The 16,221-nt window shown below is 54.9% G+C and carries 16 protein-coding genes; 6 read left to right on the forward strand and 10 right to left on the reverse strand.

From position 1 onward, the window contains the following. Positions 1-98 precede the first annotated feature (98 nt). The 3 genes from TREBR_RS11270 to TREBR_RS11280 form a co-directional block, all read right to left on the reverse strand. Positions 99-1,445: an MATE family efflux transporter gene (locus TREBR_RS11270; RefSeq protein WP_041610866.1), complete on the reverse strand. Its 1,347-nt coding sequence runs from the start codon at positions 1,443-1,445 to the stop codon at positions 99-101. Positions 1,446-1,637: 192 nt separating this feature from the next. Then, a complete protein-coding gene (locus TREBR_RS11275; protein ID WP_156786665.1) occupies positions 1,638-1,991 on the reverse strand; it encodes a hypothetical protein in 354 nt (117 codons plus the stop codon). Between the two features lie 47 nt (positions 1,992-2,038). Next, positions 2,039-2,395: a PEGA domain-containing protein gene (locus TREBR_RS11280; RefSeq protein ID WP_013759299.1), complete on the reverse strand. Its 357-nt coding sequence runs from the start codon at positions 2,393-2,395 to the stop codon at positions 2,039-2,041. 137 nt (positions 2,396-2,532) lie between these two features. On the opposite strand from TREBR_RS11280, the gene TREBR_RS11285 reads away from it, so the two are divergent. Next, the gene (locus TREBR_RS11285) at positions 2,533-2,853 is read left to right on the forward strand and encodes a helix-turn-helix domain-containing protein (RefSeq protein ID WP_013759300.1); all 321 of its coding nucleotides are present in this window, start codon (positions 2,533-2,535) and stop codon (positions 2,851-2,853) included. 6 nt (positions 2,854-2,859) lie between these two features. Here the strand turns inward: TREBR_RS11285 and proC are convergent, their stop codons facing one another. From proC to TREBR_RS11305, 4 genes are read right to left on the reverse strand one after another with little or no spacing between them, the layout of a single operon-like run. Continuing rightward, on the reverse strand, positions 2,860-3,711 hold the full coding sequence (proC, locus tag TREBR_RS11290) for a pyrroline-5-carboxylate reductase (protein WP_013759301.1): 852 nt from the start codon (positions 3,709-3,711) through the stop codon (positions 2,860-2,862). After that, positions 3,708-4,508: a glutamate 5-kinase gene (proB, locus tag TREBR_RS11295; protein WP_013759302.1), complete on the reverse strand. Its 801-nt coding sequence runs from the start codon at positions 4,506-4,508 to the stop codon at positions 3,708-3,710. Before proB ends, proC begins: the two co-directional genes overlap by 4 nt. After that, the gene (locus TREBR_RS11300; protein ID WP_013759303.1) at positions 4,505-5,770 is read right to left on the reverse strand and encodes a glutamate-5-semialdehyde dehydrogenase; all 1,266 of its coding nucleotides are present in this window, start codon (positions 5,768-5,770) and stop codon (positions 4,505-4,507) included. The genes proB and TREBR_RS11300 overlap by 4 nt, the downstream gene beginning before the upstream one ends. Positions 5,771-5,793: 23 nt before the next feature. After that, entirely contained in the window at positions 5,794-6,363 is a 570-nt protein-coding gene (locus tag TREBR_RS11305) for a hypothetical protein (RefSeq protein WP_013759304.1), read from the reverse strand. Positions 6,364-6,570: 207 nt separating this feature from the next. Here TREBR_RS11305 and def point away from each other — a divergent pair, with 207 nt between their 5' ends. The 3 genes from def to TREBR_RS11320 are packed head-to-tail and all read left to right on the forward strand — an operon-like array spanning position 6,571 to position 9,170. Further along, on the forward strand, positions 6,571-7,134 hold the full coding sequence (def, locus tag TREBR_RS11310) for a peptide deformylase (protein WP_013759305.1): 564 nt from the start codon (positions 6,571-6,573) through the stop codon (positions 7,132-7,134). Beyond that, positions 7,131-8,144, forward strand: coding sequence for a methionyl-tRNA formyltransferase (fmt, locus tag TREBR_RS11315; protein WP_013759306.1), 1,014 nt, complete (start codon positions 7,131-7,133; stop codon positions 8,142-8,144). The genes def and fmt overlap by 4 nt, the downstream gene beginning before the upstream one ends. 3 nt (positions 8,145-8,147) lie before the next feature. Further along, positions 8,148-9,170: a PASTA domain-containing protein gene (locus TREBR_RS11320; RefSeq protein ID WP_013759307.1), complete on the forward strand. Its 1,023-nt coding sequence runs from the start codon at positions 8,148-8,150 to the stop codon at positions 9,168-9,170. A gap of 137 nt (positions 9,171-9,307) precedes the next feature. Here the strand turns inward: TREBR_RS11320 and TREBR_RS11325 are convergent, their stop codons facing one another. Both TREBR_RS11325 and TREBR_RS13870 read right to left on the reverse strand, forming a co-directional pair. After that, complete coding sequence (locus TREBR_RS11325; protein ID WP_013759308.1) at positions 9,308-10,924, reverse strand: Na+/H+ antiporter NhaC family protein; 1,617 nt, start codon at positions 10,922-10,924, stop codon at positions 9,308-9,310. Positions 10,925-11,048: 124 nt separating this feature from the next. Further along, positions 11,049-12,875, reverse strand: a complete 1,827-nt coding sequence (locus TREBR_RS13870; protein WP_013759309.1) for a methyl-accepting chemotaxis protein — start codon at positions 12,873-12,875, stop codon at positions 11,049-11,051. 156 nt (positions 12,876-13,031) lie between these two features. Between TREBR_RS13870 and TREBR_RS11335 the strand changes: the two genes are divergently transcribed. Continuing rightward, on the forward strand, positions 13,032-14,525 hold the full coding sequence (locus TREBR_RS11335; RefSeq protein ID WP_041610869.1) for a type I 3-dehydroquinate dehydratase: 1,494 nt from the start codon (positions 13,032-13,034) through the stop codon (positions 14,523-14,525). Between the two features lie 14 nt (positions 14,526-14,539). Then, positions 14,540-15,253 carry a ribose-5-phosphate isomerase RpiA gene (gene rpiA, locus TREBR_RS11340; protein ID WP_156786744.1) on the forward strand — a complete coding sequence of 238 codons (714 nt, stop codon included), beginning with the start codon at positions 14,540-14,542 and terminating at the stop codon, positions 15,251-15,253. 68 nt (positions 15,254-15,321) lie between these two features. On the opposite strand, the gene TREBR_RS11345 is transcribed toward rpiA, so the two are convergent. Further along, positions 15,322-16,209, reverse strand: a complete 888-nt coding sequence (locus TREBR_RS11345; RefSeq protein ID WP_013759312.1) for a DUF4230 domain-containing protein — start codon at positions 16,207-16,209, stop codon at positions 15,322-15,324. Positions 16,210-16,221 lie beyond the last annotated feature (12 nt).

Consider the following 16,221-nt stretch of genomic DNA (forward strand, 5'->3'; position numbering starts at 1 on the left):
GTCAAAACGCAAAATTGTTCGAATGTTTTACAAGCGGAAACGCTAAATACAAGCGATTCCATCCGACACAAAAACCGGTGGAATTATACGAATCAAAATCACGCTTTTCCGAAATCTCCCGCGCGCCCCAGACGCCCCCGAATCCGTTTCACGTACATCGGAAACTCGTACGCAATCATCACCACCCAGCCGAGCGCACACGCGTACGCAATCCCCTGAATGCCGAACCGCGGCGCAAGCACGTACACGAACGCCACCCGCGCGCCCATCTGCAGCAGCGTCGAAACGAGCGTCACGCGCACGTCCCCCATCCCGCGAAAAATCCCCTGCAAACCGTTCGTCCAAGCGGGCAACAGGTAAAAAAACGCCATCGCGCGCAGATACGACGAACCGGACAGCACCACCGCCGCCTGCGCTCCCACGAACAGCCGCATGATCGGCTCGGCGCAAAAAAACACCGCAGTGCCGATGCCTACCCAATACGCCGTCTCTATAAGCATACCCGCTCTGATTCCCGAACGCAGCCGCTCCGTTTTTTCCGCACCGCGATTCTGCGCAAGAAACGTCGTCAGCGAATGGGAAATGCTCTGCTGCGGTGAAAACGCAAAATCATCCACGCGCGTAACCGCGTTGTACGCCGCAATCGTTCCCACGCCGAGCGGATTCACCGCCCCCTGAACGAACAGCTTCCCCACGTACAGACACGTCTGCTGCATCGCGCTCACCCAGCTGAACTGCACCGTTTTTTTCAGCAGCGCCGCGTCCACCACCACGTCCCGCGCCAAAATCCGCAGCAGCGGCTGCCGCGCGTACACGTAGCCGACGCACAAAACCGCCGAAACCACCTGCGCCCCCGCCGTAGCCCAGGCAGCCCCGTTCGCACCCCAGCCGCAGCGCGCCACGAAAATGAAATCGAGCACACCGTTCAAAACGGCGGAAATCACGACGCACACGATCGGCGTCCGCGAATCTCCCACGCTGCGCAGCGCCGACGCAAACAGATTATATAAAAAAGTAAACGCAAGCGAACCGAACACGATCCTCAAATACGACGCAGCCGTATCCAGCAGTTCAGGCGGCGTCCGAATCAGCTGCAGCAGCGGCCGCACGAACGCAATCCCCACTGCGCTCAGCACGGCGGTAAACGCAAGCCCCGGAAACAGCGCGGTGGAAATCTGCCGTTTCAGCGTCCCGTAATCTTCCGCACCGAAAAACCCGCTCATCAGAATCGACGCACCCATGCACAGCCCAACGAGGACAAAAATGACGATGTTCATGACCGGACTCGCAACCCCCACCGCCGCCAACGGCACGGTTCCGGCAAACCGCCCCAAAACGATCGAATCGACGGCGTTGTACGTGAGCTGAAACACGTTTCCCAATACGAGCGGAACCGCGTACGATACGAGGTGCCGGGGAATATTCCCCGTTGTCATTTTTACCATATATGAATAAAACCTTATTGGAAGCGCACGTCTCCGCACACGGGCTTTTCGGGGCTTGACCTCTCGGCCGGTAAAAACGTTCCGTTCCGGCCCGTTTTTACCCGCTTCGCGGCCCCTCCAATCCCGGCTGGTCTTGTACCCGCACGGCCGGCACATCGGCATATTTATCAGTATCATAAACGCTTTCGCCGTCTATTGCAAGCAAGTTTCGGCAACGCGTTCGTACACGTATTGTTTTTCAGTATTTTGAATATAAGTCCGCAGCGTATCTTTGCTTACTAAAAAAGAAAGCTGCTCTACGTGATTTTCAAGATCGGTTCCGGCAACGGAATACCATCGACCGTCCTTGTATAAATATTCTTCAAACGACAAACTGAGCACGTTTTTATCGATATCCGCACGCCCGCGAAAACCTTTTATTTCCGCGGTATCACCATATAGGATCTGAAACGTATCCGAATCGGTGATGACAATCGTTCTTTCACCGTTTTTCCAAACACCGTACGGCCGCTGCGCATTTGAACAACCGAAAACGGCAATTCCCATACACAGCAGAAAAACGGCCAGCCGTAAAAAACGCAAGCCGGTTCGCATTATTGCGCGGAAGGTGTTAAAACATAAGACTGATTCTGTTTCGGACCGTACACGTACAGCAGCGACGGCCACCACAGCAGCAGACCGCATACGAGATTAACCGGTTTCACTTCTTTTTTAAGTTCCGTATACGTATCTTTATACCCTTCTTTTACAATCAGAACGTCCGGTGATTCCCAGACTGCGTTGCTCAGTTTTACGGCAGTCGGCGTAGTACCCACAAGTTCTCCGTCCACGTACACTTGCGCACCGGGAACGTCGGAAACGAACCGGACGTTCGTTCCGGACACACACCCCGTTCCCAACAGCACCGCAGTAACGACCGCAGCAACTGATACGAACACTTTTGATTTCATCACGAACCTCTCTTCTCAGCATTTTTAATCAGATATGCACATGTAAATGATTATATCTAATCACATTTAAATCTATTTTATATCTTTTCAGATTTATGTCAAGAGGAATAGCAATCTGATAAGATTAATATAAACGTATGGGTTTTAAAGAAAATCTGCGCAGGGAAATGGAATTTCAGGATATAAAGCAGAAAGAACTGTCCGAACTGACAGGCATCAGCGTAAATACGCTGCGTAATTATATAAACGGACACAACGCGCTGCCGAATATAGATTCAGCGATAAAAATAGCGGCAGCGTTGAAAGTTTCAGTAGAATATTTGGCGACGGGCGCAGAGGAACACGATACGGAAGAAAATTATAAACAACGCCGGAAACTGCTGGCAGACTTTGAATCGCTGGGCCCCAACGATAAAAAATCCGTCCTTGCACTCATTGCGGAAATGAAACGGCACTGAAAAAAATTATTTTTTGCCCAACTCGATCGACTTTTCAAACGCAGCTTCAGCCGCACCGATAACGGCCGAACGGAAACCGCGGTCTTCAAGCACTTTAACCGCTTCAATCGTAGTTCCCGCAGGCGAACAAACGGCGTCTTTTAACGCGCCCGGATGGGTACCGGTTGCAAGCTGCATCGCGGCGGCGCCTTTGAGCGTCTGAGCCGCGTATACGTACGCCTGAGCGCGCGGCATACCGAATTTGACGGCCGCGTCGGCGAGCGCTTCTATGAACATAAACGCGTACGCGGGACCCGAACCGCTGACGGCCGTTACCGCGTCCATCAGTTTTTCCGGAACCTGTTCCACCCGGCCGGCCTGCGAAAGCAAAGTCATCACCGTCTGTACGGCGGAATTTTCCGCCGCAGCCGGCGCGCCGGATTCGGTGCACAGCGCGATCATCGCTTCGCCGACGGTGGCGGGAATATTCGGCATCAGCCGAATGAACGTAACGGTTTCGGAACCGTCCCGGCCGGACATCATCGCGTTAAACGCGTACGATTCGCGTACGGAAGCGAGAGGCACGCCCGCCGCAACGGAAACGACCGTTTTACCGGCAAGATACGGCGCAACGTCTTCCATAACGGCGCCGATGAACGACGGTTTTACCGCGATGAACACGACGTCGGCGCCCTTCACCGCATCCTTATTGGAAGCCGCGGCGGCGCAGCCCGCTTCCGCGGCGAACGCTTTCGCCTTTTCGGGATTTGCGTCGGCAATAATCAGTTTATCGCCGCCGGTCACTTTTACGACCGCTTTCATCAGCGCGCCGCCCATAACGCCGCTGCCTATGCAGCACACGTTCACCGTACTTTTCATATGTTTTCTCCCTCGAACAGCGTCGCCTTCATGGTACCGGCCGCAAGTTGGTCAAGCGCGTGTTCGCGGCCGCCGTTTGCAAGAATCATCGGAATTCCGTACGACGTCGTCCGTTCGGCCGCCTCGATCTTCGTAGCCATGCCGCCGGTTCCGAAACTGTTAGCGGAACCGATAATGATGTGCGTACGCAGTTCGCTGATATTGCGGACGTTTTCTATCAGTTCCGCCGCCGGATTCGTTTTGGGATTGTCAGTGAACACGCCGTCGATGTCGCTGAACAGAATCAGCAAATCGGCGCTCCACAGCACCGCCGTGAGCGCGCTCAAATTGTCGTTGTCGCCGATGCGTATTTCGTCGAACGCAACCGAATCGTTTTCGTTGATAATCGGCACGACGCCTTCGTCCACCAGCGTGAACAGCGTGTTGCGCATGTTAAGCGTCCGGTGATCGTCGGCAAAATCTTCTTTCGTCAGCAGCAGCTGCCCGATGTGCAGACCGAATTCGCCGAACGCACTGCGCCATTTATCCATAAGTTCCACTTGTCCGATCGCGCACAGCGCCTGCCGGTAATGGATATCCTTTTTGCGCGCCCACCGGTCGAGCGTTGAAACACCGGCAACCTGCGCACCCGAAGACACCAGCACGATCTGCTTTCCTTTTTCAGCGAGCGCACCGCACTGACGGGCAAAATCCTGCATGAAAGCAAAATTGATCGTTCCGTCCGACTTTGCAAGCGTATTTGAACCTATTTTTATGACGATCTTACGCGCGTCGTGTATCGTCTGCTGAACTGTCATCGTATCTGTCCTTCACCGTCGATAAAAAATTTCGTCGTCGTCAGTGCCGTCAGTCCCATAGGGCCGCGCGCGTGCAGTTTTTGCGTACTGATTCCCAATTCCGCGCCGAATCCGAACTCGCCGCCGTCGGTAAACCGCGTGGAAGCGTTCACGTAGACGCACGCCGCGTCGACGCGCTGCTGAAACGCGGCCGCGTTCGGCAGGCTCTGCGTAACAACGGATTCGGAATGGTGCGTATTGTGCGCGTTGATAAAACCGATTGCTTCGTCAACCGAGCCGACCGTTTTCACCGCGAGGATCGTATCGAGAAACTCGTAACCGAAATCTTCCGGAACGGCCCGTACGACGCACGGCGCGCGGCCGGCCTTTTCGGCAGCCGCTTTCAGAATCGGATACGACTCCGCGTCGCAGCGGAACTCGGCGCGCCCGGCAAACGTTTCTTCCAACGCGGGCAGCAGCTGCTGCAAAACGGCGCGGTGCACGACGAGCGTTTCAATCGCGTTGCACACGCCGGGGCGCTGCAGTTTCGCGTTTTCGGCTATCGCGCAGGCACTCCGGATATCCGCGCTTTCATCTATGAATAAATGACACACACCGCTGCCCGTTTCTATAACGGGAACGCGCGCCTTTTCGACTACCATTTTAATGAGCGCAGCCCCGCCGCGCGGCAGCACTACGTCTATCAAGCCGACGGCGTTCAGTATTTCGTCCACTTCGGCGTGACTGCCCGAACAGGCAAGTTCTATCGCCTCGGGAACGCCCGTTTCCGCAAGACCGGCCTTGATTGCGGACACGATCGCCTTATTCGACTCGAGCGCGGAAGAACTGCCGCGCAGCAGAATCGCGTTGCCGCTTTTATACGCCAGCGCGAACGCGTCTACGGTTACGTTCGGGCGCGATTCGTAAATGATCGACGCAACGCCGAGCGGGACCCGCTGCTGACGAATGCGTAAACCGTTCGGCGTCGTCCATCCGGCGACGCACTGCCCGACCGGGTCCGTCTGTTCCATTATAATGCGAATACTTTCAAGAATTGAATCGATTCGGGAGGGAGTAAGGCGCAGTCTGTCTATCAGACTTTCTTTCATACCCGCGGCGGCCGCTTTTTCAACGTCGCGCGCGTTCGCGGAAAGAATTTCGGCACGCGCCGCGTCGAGCCGTTTTGCAACGGCGGCCAGCGCCCCGTTTTTCCGCTCCGCGGTATGTACGGCAAGCTGTTCGGCACCGGCACGCAGACCGGCGCATATACGTTTTATATCCATAAGACGGACCGCCTGTTTTCAGGTCAATAATTAGCCAGAAAATACATTCCCAGCAGCATAACGATACGGCATTTTTCAGCAGGCCAAGACGGAGTTTGCGGCAACGACCGCACATACCACCAGAATATTCCGAATTCGGGGTCAATGCGGAGCGCGTATTCGGCGAAATCTTCTTTTTTAGCCTGTACGCCGAACAGCAGATATACGACGTCCGAAAGCACGGCGATAAAATCCGTATAACAGTCCGCATATTCACCGTCGGCAAGTTTGCCGCAAATCCGCTCGAGCCGGTACAGCACCTGCTGCTTGAGCGCTTCGTCCGATTTTTCAACCCAGGTTTTTTCAACAAGCAATTTTAAATTACTATGGAAACTCGCAATCAGTTTCTGTTCCGCGTCGTTATGAACGCTGCCGGAAGCCTCAACGATGGCCTTAAACGGCAGCCCGGCGCCGAACACGTCGGCCACGGTACACGCGGCGGCCTTATCCGCATCGTCTTTATCGCTCGATGATAAAATGCCGAAAGCCCGTACGACATCGGTATCAACGAATTGCAGAATAACGTTGTTCTGATTATTTTCTGAAATCTCCATACTTATGTATAGACTTTTCCGGCGATTTAATCAAGGGGTGAATATCCGGCCGGTTCGCGGACGCCGCCGGGAAACGTTCACGATTTATCCGCATCTGCAGCCCGTAACGTCCGGCTGCTCCGCGGATACGTACGGAAAAGCGTTCCCGTTCCCCGTAAAACGCGCGACTCCTTGACTTAACCGGATCATTTTTATACCATAAATAACATGAAGATATTGTACTTAGGCGAACAACTGCTGCGCCGAAAATCGGAACCGGTTAACGAAGTTACCGATGAAATCCGCCGGCTGACGCAGGACATGTTCCAATTGATGGATGAAGCGCAGGGCGTCGGACTTGCGGCGCCGCAAGTCGGTGTTTTGAAACGGTTATTCGTGATCACCGCGGACGACGGTGTCCGCCGCGTATTCATCAATCCGCAGATAATCGCGACCTCAAGCGAAACGTGCGACTACGAAGAAGGCTGTTTGAGCATTCCCCAAATATACGAACATATTACGCGCCCCGCCAAGGTAACCGTTCAGGCAATCAACGAACACGGCAAGCCGTTCACGCTTGAAGCGGACGGATTTTTGGCGCGTATCATCCAGCATGAAAACGACCATCTGGACGGTATTCTGTATATCGATCGGGGCGATCCCGATTTTCGCGCCAAAACGATCGATTCGTTTGAAAAAAAAGCGGAACGGCGCAAACTGAAAGAACAGGCGAAAGCCGCCAAAGCGGCAAAGATTGCGGCAAAAACTGCAAAAAAGGCAGGTTGCGAGTGATAAACATACTGTACGCGGGCAGTCCCGATGTATCTGCAATTCCACTCGAACGGCTGATCGCGGAGTCGGTTACACCCGGCGCGCAATTTCGGATAGCGGGCGTTCTGACCAATCCGCCGGCGGCGCAGGGCCGAAGCAAAGCGCTCGTTCCCACGCCGGTGGCGCAGGAAGCCGAACGCGCGGAGAGCCGGTACGGAATAACCGTTCCCGTGTTCACGCCGGAAAAGCTCGGCGCGCAGGCCCGCGAACAGATCGCCGCAGTGCACCCGGATCTGCTGGTCTGCTTTGCATACGGCAAAATATTCGGCCCCAAATTTATGGCGCTGTTCCCGTACGGCGGCATCAATTTGCACCCGTCGCTGCTGCCCGCGTACCGCGGCTGCGCGCCGGTTCCCGCCGCGATCCTCGACTGTAAATCGGAAACGGGGATAACCGTCCAAAAACTCGCCGCACAAATGGACAGCGGAAACATTCTGCTGCAGCGCATCATTCCGCTTTCCGGCACGGAAACCGCCGGAGTACTGCTTGAAAGCGCGGCGCGCGCCGGAGCTGAAATGCTGCTGGAAATCATTACCGGAGCGGCGAAAAACCGTGCGATTCCGGAAGGTATTCCGCAAAACGACGCGGACGCAACCTATTCGGCAATGCTCAAAAAAGAAGACGGGCTGATTGATTGGCACGACACGGCGCGCGCGATAGACGCAAAAATCAGGGCGTTCAATCCCTGGCCCGGCGCGTTCACCCGCGTGCGCGGCGTACAACTTAAAATCCATCGGGCGGCCGTCTACGGCGGAGAATTACCCCAACAAGCACGCGAAGCGCTCGATCGGGGAGCAATACCGGGAACGGTGCTCGGGGTAGACAAAAAAGAAGGAATTCTGATACAAACAGGTAACGGAATTCTTGCCGCGGCGACCCTGCAGTGGCAGACGAAAAAAGCCGTCGATTGGAAAGATTTTATAAACGGTTCCGGAGATTTCCCCGGAATGATCTGCGGAACACAGGAATAGCCCATGAATATCAAAGATTTTTTTACCAAACTCAGAATCGGATTTTCCAGTTCGATGGAAAAAATGCAGTCGAACGGTAAAGCGCTCGTCGTCGCCGCGCTCAGCGCGATAGTCGTCATGATCGCGATTTGTATCGCGGTCTTTTTTGCCAACGTAAAAGGCCCTGAAGAAGTACTGGTACCGGACGTCGTCGGTAAAGAATTGACCGCGGCGCTCATCGAAATGCAGGCGAAGGAACTGTACCCCAAAATTCAGCTGCGGTACTCGGACGTTCCCGGCAACGAAGGAACGATACTCGAACAGAACCCCGTCTCCGGTGCAATCGTCAAAGCCGGGCGCAGAATAAATCTGGTCGTAAGCCGCGGCGTCGTCATCGACCAGATTGAAGATTATACCGGACTGAAACTCGACGATCTGCGCATCAAACTGCAAACGCTTTTTTCCGGTTCGACAAAGCCGCTCATCGTGCTTTCCGACCCCCTGTATAAAGCCGATATGTCGGAAGCGGGAACTATTCTCGAACAGGATCCGCCTGCCGGAACCAAAATCGCCGAGCCGGTTACCGTCAGCCTCGTGGTAAGCCGCGGTCCCGCGTACGAACAGACTAGAGTCCCCAATCTGCTGAAAATGAGCGTCAACGACGTGCTGACCCAGATGTCCCGCAGTAAAATCACGTTCGATTTTACCGCCCACACGGTCCAAGACGGTGAAGTTCCGGGCACGGTTACCGCACAGCAGGAAACGGGAGAGTTCCTTCCCAACTATTCCCGGATGACCGTCGACTTTGCGTTCCCCGCCGGACCGCTGAACGGGAACTCTTACGGGTTATTCACGGCGGTGCTGCCGGCGTATCCGTATCCGCTTTCGATGAAACTCGACGCAGTTACGCCCGACGGCGAACGGTACACGATCGCGGCGTTCAGCCATCCCGGCGGAAATCTTTCCGTGCCGTACGCGCTGCCCGCGGGCACGCAGCTGCTGCTGAGTGTCGAAGGCCGTGAAGAAGTCAAATCGATCGTTCAGTAATAAACCCGTAATCAGTAATAAAGCGATAAAATGAAAAAGCCGGCAAAAAAGTAACGCACTTTCAAGCCGGCTCTTTACAGACAGATACGATAAAACGCAGCGCCGTGCAGTTCACGCCTGCGTTTTTTTTTGACGCCTTACGCGCGGCCTTTGCAGAGTTTCGGCAAAACCGCCAAACCGAGCGCGAACACGGCGAGCGCCGCAATCCAGGCAGCAAACGCGTTCAGCAGCAATCCGCCGATAACGAACCCGATAAACGAACAGACTGCAACGAATATCGCGTACGGCATCTGCGTCGCAACGTGTTCAAGGTGCGGACAGCTCGCACCGGTCGAAGATAGGATCGTCGTGTCGGAAATCGGAGACGCGTGATCGCCGAACACCGCGCCGCCGATAACCGCCGCAATCGAAATCATCGAAGCGTTAACCAGCGCGCCGGTCGCAAATCCGTTCGACTGAGCAAGTCCGGTTACGATCGGCATGGCGATCGGAATCATGATGCCGAACGTTCCCCAGCTGGTACCGGTTGCGAACGCGATAACCGCGGACAAAATGAACAGAATGCACGGCAAAAGCTGCACGGGAAAGCCGCCGTTTTTGACCACTTCCGACAGATACAGGCCGAGACCCAAGCCGCCGTCCGCGCGCGGAGATTTGATGATGGAACCGATAGACCACGCCATCGTCAAAATGATGAGCGCCGGTATCATCGATTTGATGCCGTCGCGCAGCGCCTCACCGGATTCTTTCAGCGTCAAAAGGCGGCGCACCAAATAGTACACGTACGTTGCCGTTACGGTAAAGATGACCGCGTACATCAATGCGACCGACGAATCCGTATCGTTGAACGCCGCGCCGAGACTCATGGACGAAACGGCCTGTGAAAAAGACGTAACGGTTTCGCCGTCAATAGCGCCGATCCAGGTTACGATCGGAAAAAAAGCGACGGCGCTTGCGATCAGTACGATGATCGGAAACAACATGTCGAACGGCTTTGCCCGCGTGTCGTTTTCTTCTTCCACGGAACCGGACGCCGGCCCGTATTTTTCTTCATTATAAAGCACGCCCTGTTTTGCAAGCGTTTCGGACTGAAGCATCGGACCGAAGTCCCGCTTCAAAAAGATCACCGAAAGCACCATCAGCAGCGCCAGCAGCGCGTATAAATTATACGGAATCGATCTGATGAAAAACTCGAATTCGGTCATGCCGAGCGCTTCAAAGCCCTGCGCATCACGGACGATGGACATGACCGTTACCACCCAGCTTGAAATGGGCGCCAAAATACACACCGGTGCGGCCGTCGAGTCGAGGATATACGCCAACTTGGCGCGGGACACGCCGGTTTTGTCACTGATCGGACGCATAACCGTACCGACGGACATCGAATTGAAATAATCGTCTATGAAAATGATAATGCCGAATACGAACGTCATGAACTGGGAACTGGTGCCCGTTTTTAACTTTGCCGAAGCCCAGCGCCCGAACGAGCGGGTCGCACCGGTTTTTGAAAGCATTCCGACCAGTCCGCCCAGCAGCGCACAGAATAAAAAGATACGGATATTCCACCCGTCGGCTAAAGAACCGGCGAGCAAATCGGATAAATTCATTAACGCGGATCCGGGATTTCCGCCGGCAATAATCAGTGCACCGGAAAAAATACCGAGAAAAAGCGACACGATAACGTCTTTTGTTACGAACGCAAGAATGATTGTCAAAAGCGGCGGGATAATTCCCCATAACCCGTAATGATCCATACTAGCAACCTCTCTTTTTCAACATAAAGAATGCAGCCATTTTAGCATGAATTAACGGATTAGTACAGAAATATTTTGAGCCGGAACCGGGCCGGCTCCGTGTCAGGTCTGCGCATCCTCCGCGTCAGGCCCGCGCCTCCTCCGCAGCACCGTCCCGCGCCGTTTTGAAAAAGGCGATTTCCTTCGTAAGCTGCGCGGCGTGAGCGGAAAGTTCCGCCGCCATCGCCGCAACCTCCTCGGAAGCGGCCGCGTTCCGCTGCACCACCGAATCGAGCTGCACGACGGCTTTATCGACTTGCTGCGCGCCCTGATCCTGCTGGCGATTCGACTCGGTAATTCCGGCAACCAGCAAAGCCGTTTCGTTGATATTCGGCACGATGTGCAGAATCGTTTCCTGCGCCTTTTCGGCGGCGTTTACCGTCGCCGCGGACAAATCGTTTATTTCCTCCGCGGCGTGCCGGCTGCGTTCCGCGAGCTTCCGCACTTCACTCGCCACGACGGCGAACCCTTTTCCCGAATCACCGGCGCGGGCCGCCTCGATGGCCGCGTTCAGCGCAAGCAGATTCGTCTGACTCGCTATATCCCGGATGATGCCGATTTTTGCCGCTATGTCGTTCATAGCCGTAACGGCCTGCTGAACGGCGGATCCGCCGACCGAACTTTCTTCCGCCGCTTTTTTTGCGATTTCACCGGTTTTTACGGACGCATCCATACTCTGCCGGATAGTGGACACCATTTCTTCAATCGAGGCGGAAATCTCTTCGGTAGAGGCGGCTTGCGCCGACGCACCGGTCGACAATTCCTGACGGGTGGAGCTGAGCTGCGCACTGCCTGCCGAAACCTGATTTGCAACGGCCGCCGTTTTGCCGATAAAGGCAGTCAGCGCGTCCCGATGCCGCGACAGGGAACCGGCAAGCCGCCCGATCTCGTCACGCCGGCCGGTGTAGCGGCTGATAGCGTTCAGCGTGTGCAAATCACCCGACTCCAAAATCCGCAGCTGCTCCGCGGCAAGTACGATCGGACGGATGAACGTTCCCGAATAAAAAAACACGCAGACGCCCGCGGCAATAAACAGCAGCGCGCTGATGCCGATAATCGTCTCTATCAGCCGATAAACGGCGTCCATGTTTTCATTCTGCGGCTGATACAGCAACAGTCCCCAGGCCGTACCCGGTATCGGCTGATACGCGCAGTTTTTGGTAACCCCTTCGTACGTGTACGAAGTTACCGCCGTTTTACGGGCCATAATACCGCGAACGCAGTCGGCCGTTTCTTTCAGCGCGGGATTTTCAAGCGAATCGGCTATGATGTCTTCGCCCTGCACAACCTTTTCGGGAAAGCGGTGCCCGATCGTTTTACCGGTTTCCGCACTGAAAATCGTTCCGCCGCCTTCAACGCCGATACGAATCTGCTGCGCAAGAGACGAAAGATACGTTCCGTCGCGCGTCAGCATGAGAACGCACGCAACGCGTCCCGCGGCGTCGAACACGGGTACGGTGCAAATCTGGATAAGCGCGCCGGCTTCGGCGGAAAATTCCGGTTCCCGTACGGATTCGGTTCCCTGCAGAGCCGCCGTAAAATAATCTTCGCCGGCAACGTTCGCCGTTACTCCGTTCGTAGACTGTACGGTGCCCGCAAGATCTATGATCGCCAAACTTCTGTACGAACCGTTTGCTGCAACTTCGGGCTGCAGATACGAAACTTTATCGGACAACGGCATATTCTGAGAAAAAACGGAACGGCGGGCAAGCTGGCGCAACGCGGCCATATCGGCTTCGACTTTATTTCCGATCGCGGTCGCCCAGGAATCGGACAAACGTCCCATATATTCATCGATCGTATTTTTCATGGCAGACCAGGCAAAAATGGAAGAAATAAGTCCCAACCCCGCGCACACAACGAACACGATAGCGCAGACTTGTACGATAAGTTTTGTTTTGATGCTTTTCACGAAAAAACCCCTTCATGCAATCTTGTGATACCATATTGATTTACAACCGAAACGGCGCAATGGTACCATACCCGCCGGTACTTGTCAAGAAAAAAATACGGCCGCACCGCGCCCGCCGATTGAAACGGCATTCCGTTTTGCGCTATGATAGCGGATATGCAGCGACCTAAAATTTGTTTGTGTTTGACCGGAAATACGCTGGCGGAAGATCTGGCCATTTTGAATACGTATCGGAAGTGGATCGATATGGCGGAATTACGCGTCGACTACCTCGAAAAAGACGAACGGCTCCAAATCAGGCATTTTCCCGCGATGGCGGGCCTTCCGTGCATTCTGACAATTCGGCGGAAAATAGACGGCGGACAATTTCTTGAAGGCGAAGCTTCCCGTACGATGCTGTTCGCCCGCGGACTCGCGTTCGCGGAACAGGATACCCGCAAAAATTTTGCGTACATAGATTTTGAAGAGGATTTTCACGTGCCGAGTCTGCAGGACGCGGCGCTCGCGTTCGAAACCAGAATTATCCGCAGCGCGCACGATATGGAAAATCCCGTGTACAATATCTGCGAACGGCTTGCAAAGATGCGGACGACCGGTTTTGAAATACCCAAACTCGCCTGTATGCCGCATTCGCTCTCCGACGTAACGCACATGTTTGCAGAAGCGGCTTCTCTTGCGGATTCGGAACACATTCTGTGCGCAATGGGACCGCTCGGCCTGCCGTCCCGTATATTGGCCGGAAGACTTCACTCGTTTTTGACTTATACGTCGCCGAAAGAACCGACCGGCGGTATGCAGCAGATCGGACACATCGACCCGGTTACCTTGAACGAAATATACAACTTCAGGGCGATAGATGCGAACACCAAATTATACGGTATCACCGGCTATCCGCTCGCTGCGACGGACAGTCCGCGGATCCACAACGAAGGGTACCGCAAGCACGGCATGAATGCCGCCTATGTGCCGGTGCGCGCCGCGACTGTCTCGGAAGCGCTCGAATTCGCCGCGGAAACGGGCATACAGGGGCTTTCCGTTACCATACCGCACAAGGAAAAAGTGCTTGAATATTTACCGCAAGTATCGGCGGAAGTCGGCGAAATCGACGCCTGCAACACGATCGTACGCACGGAGTCGGACTGGTTCGGCTACAATACGGATGCGTACGGACTGAGCAGGGCGGTCTGCGACTTTATGAACGTAAAAAACCTCGCGCACTGCAAAGTCGCAATCATCGGTTCCGGAGGGGCGGCAAAAGCCGCCGCTTTCGCGGTCAAACAGCTGCGCGGCAAAGCCTGCATTTTTAACCGTACCGTTTCAAAGGCCAAGCAAATCGCCGAAAATTTCAATTTCAAATGGGCGCCGCTCGGTCCCGAATCAGCCGATCTGCTCGAAAAATATTCCGATCTCATTATCCAGACCACGCCGAAAGGGATGGGCGCCGCGCCGCCGGCGACGGAACAGAACGATCCCATTTTCTTTTACGATTTCAAGGGATACGAAGCAGTGTACGACGTCGTATACGTGCCGGAAATCACCCCCGTTATGGCGCGCGCAAAAGCCGCCGGATGCAAAGTTTCAAACGGACACACGATGCTTGAATATCAGGCATATAAACAATTTGAATTATTCACAGGAGCAGAATACTGATGACCGACACCGTTATGACTCAAGCCGAACAGAAAAAATTGGCAGGTGCGACCGCAATCGATATATTAATAGAAAGAAAACTCATTTTTTCCGGAATGAAAATAGGTCTCGGAACCGGCTCGACGGCGCTGCCCGCGGTAGAACGGCTTGCCCGCCGGATTGCCGACGGAACGCTGTCCGGAATAAAAGCGGTCGCGACCAGTTTTCAAACGACGATCGCCTGCGAACAGCTCGACATACCCGTTTATTCGCTGAATGCAAAAGAAATCGGCGGAAAACTCGACCTTGCAATCGACGGCGCGGATGAAATAAGCCCCGAAGGTTATCTGATAAAAGGCGGCGGCGCCGCGCTGCTGCGTGAAAAAATCGTCGCGTATAACGCCGCGCACTTTGCCGTCGTGGCCGACAGCTCGAAAGAAGTTGCTTCGCTCGGAACGGGATTCGCCCTTCCGGTTGAAATAATCGCCGAAGCGCGCGTATCAATCGTACGGGAACTGGAACAGCTCGGCGCCGCCTGTACGCTCCGCGAAGGCATCCGCAAAGCGGGGCCCGTCGTAACCGATAACGGCAACCTGATTCTGGACGTGCAGTGGCAAAACCCGGTCGACGCCGCGGCGATGGAAGACGCCGTAAACCGTATCACCGGCGTCCTGGACAACGTTTTTTTTACCAAGAAAAAGCCGATGATTTTCGTCGCCGACGGAACCGGAACCGTACGCGAACGCTGACCGCCGCCGGATGCAACCGGCATCCGGATACCTACCGCTCAGCTCAGGCGGCGCTTATGCGGCGGAACTTATTCGGCGGAACGCAGATGCCCGTTGGAACGCGGGCATTCGTCGGGACAGGGAGCGCTGCCGGCAGCCGCCGGCGTTTCGTATAAAACGCTGCGTTCGGGAAGCGGCTCGGCAATATCCGGCCGCAGTTTTTTTACCGTACGGAAAACGACGTCGAACCCGCCATATCCGAGTGCGGCGAGTAATTGAGTAACGACGGTTTCAGCCCGATCGGCTGCTTCCGTCAAAAAACCGTGTTCAACGAGCAGCGCCTCCGAAGCTTTTTTCCGCGCGTCGATTTCGTCGAATACTTCCGAATTGTTGATTTTACAGAAAAGGCTCGAGTGTTCGTCGAATTTTTCGATTTTTTTCACGGAATGATGCAGGATTTCGGGCGGCAGAACGTCGACGTACACGCGGTGCGCGTCGGCGTCGACGGTAAACCGCGCGTTTTGCATATCGGGAATTCCCGCTTCCAGTTCGCCGATGTAGCGGTAAATACCGTACGTCTTGGACAATCCCCACAAACGCGATTTTTTCAGCAGCACGACGTCCGTGTATATTGAAGAAAGGACGGTCAGCTTGGAACAGGCGAGCAGTTTCCGCAAAACCAAAGCGCTGGCCTCGGACGTTTCGGTCCGTTCGGTAAATCCCTCCGCCAGCGTTTTGCCTGCCCGCGCCGCGGCGCGCCGCAGCGAAACGTACACAAAAATCAGACAAACGAGCGGCACGAGCGCCGTTACAATCGACTGAACGACGCTTTTGCGCGGAACGAGCAGCGCGATCAGCACCGTGCATCCGAAAACGATGACGAACGGCAGCACGATGCGAAACGGCAGTCCGCTCCGCCCGGAACCGGACGGAGAAAACTTCGGAGAACCGCCGTTCTTTTTCTTATTCATTTTCATACGAATCGCCTC

The sequence above is a fragment of the Treponema brennaborense DSM 12168 genome, assembly GCF_000212415.1.
In the GTDB taxonomy this organism is placed as follows: Bacteria; Spirochaetota; Spirochaetia; order Treponematales; family Treponemataceae; genus Treponema_F; species Treponema_F brennaborense.